Annotated in this window: 2 protein-coding genes; both read left to right on the top strand. The window is 28.6% G+C overall.

The window, feature by feature from the left end; genetic code table 11:
• Positions 1-612: hypothetical protein (locus tag KIB46_RS16275; RefSeq protein ID WP_291673273.1), on the top strand; the 612-nt coding region annotated here is incomplete at its 5' end.
• Between the two features lie 14 nt (positions 613-626).
• The gene (locus tag KIB46_RS16270) at positions 627-935 is read left to right on the top strand and encodes a hypothetical protein (RefSeq protein WP_156558894.1); all 309 of its coding nucleotides are present in this window, start codon (positions 627-629) and stop codon (positions 933-935) included.
• Positions 936-1,421 lie beyond the last annotated feature (486 nt).

Here is a 1,421-nt window from a genome sequence, read left to right as displayed (position 1 = left end):
CAAAAGAATTGGGAATATGAACTAGGATTAGATAGATATAATAATAGAATTCTTGATTATCATAATGAAAATCCGATAAATAATGCTATAAAGGGGGTAGGACAAGCTAAATTTAAATATAAAAATAATCCATCTGATAGCCCCAAAGTTTTATTAGATGCTGTTGAAGATAGTAATGCGGTATATGGATATAGACCTAATGATACAGGAAGTTTAAAAAAATTCGTAAAATATGATTGGACGGACTCTGATGTAGTAGCTAAGTTTCGTGAGAATAGGTTACGATATCACATAGAAAATGATGGATATAGAGAACTAGTAAATTCAATGAGGGCAGACGGGCATTCAGATGTAGAAATAGCAAAGACTCTAGTTGAGAAGAGAAATGCTAATAGGTTATCATCCTATATTGATGAAAATGGTAAAATATCAGATATTGAACTTTATAATCAGGCTAAAGAACATTGTGTCACATATGAACAATTAAAGCATGGCATTAATGGTAAACCTGGCAAATCAGATTTGCAAATTATAGAGTCAGCAATGAAAGGTAATGAAGGTATGGATGCATGTTGTGGATTATATGATGATTATTATTATACTTATAAATAAAGGAGGACTAAAATTTGGATAGATTTTTATATGATATTCCAACGCTTGAACCAGACAAAGATGGTAATATTGTAATTATAAATAAGTATTCATTAGGACCAATTGAAACATTAACTTATGGAATAACAAAGGATAAAAAGTTTTACTTAGATTGGGAATATCCAGAATTCAATGATGAGGAATTAGTTAGGGATTATAAGATAATTTCTAAAGAACGTATTTTAAAAGCTTTAGAATCAGAAATTGAACGATGTAAAAAGAATGGAGATATACAGTTTACCGAAAAATATGAAGAAGCAAAAAAATTAATAAATAATTATTAATAAGATTAAAGATTATGTTATTGATGGTATATTTTTATAAAAGAAAATAGAATCATAAATATAGATGCATAATTATTAAATGATTAATTGCATAAAAAGAAATACTAGAATAATAGAGTTAAATCAATCAAGGTAATAAAAATAGATACTGCATAACTTAAATAATGCAGTTAAAGAAGTTGAGAAGGTTAATGTTTCAGTAATGGAGCATTAATCTTTTTTTCATGCACTGAAATATTTATAAAAGCCAAGATAACTAGGATTGAAAACAACCGTAAGCTGAAAAGTAGAGAACCCAAATCTATGATTTGGAGTGAATCACTTTCACAGAGTGCAAGCTAGGAAATCCTAGGGTCAACAATTCCACTTGAAATCGAGAGAAACTCTGAACATATAATATGTAGTAGAAAAAGATATAGGAAACACACTACTCATATGCATTCGTAGGTGTAAGTTCGACTAGCTAAATGTAAAATTTAGAGTCTC

It is taken from the genome of Clostridium sp., from assembly GCF_018372875.1.
In the GTDB taxonomy this organism is placed as follows: Bacteria; Bacillota; Clostridia; order Clostridiales; family Clostridiaceae; genus Clostridium.
The sequence above is the reverse complement of the archived record's forward strand: the minus strand, read 5'-3'. Positions and strand labels throughout refer to the sequence as shown.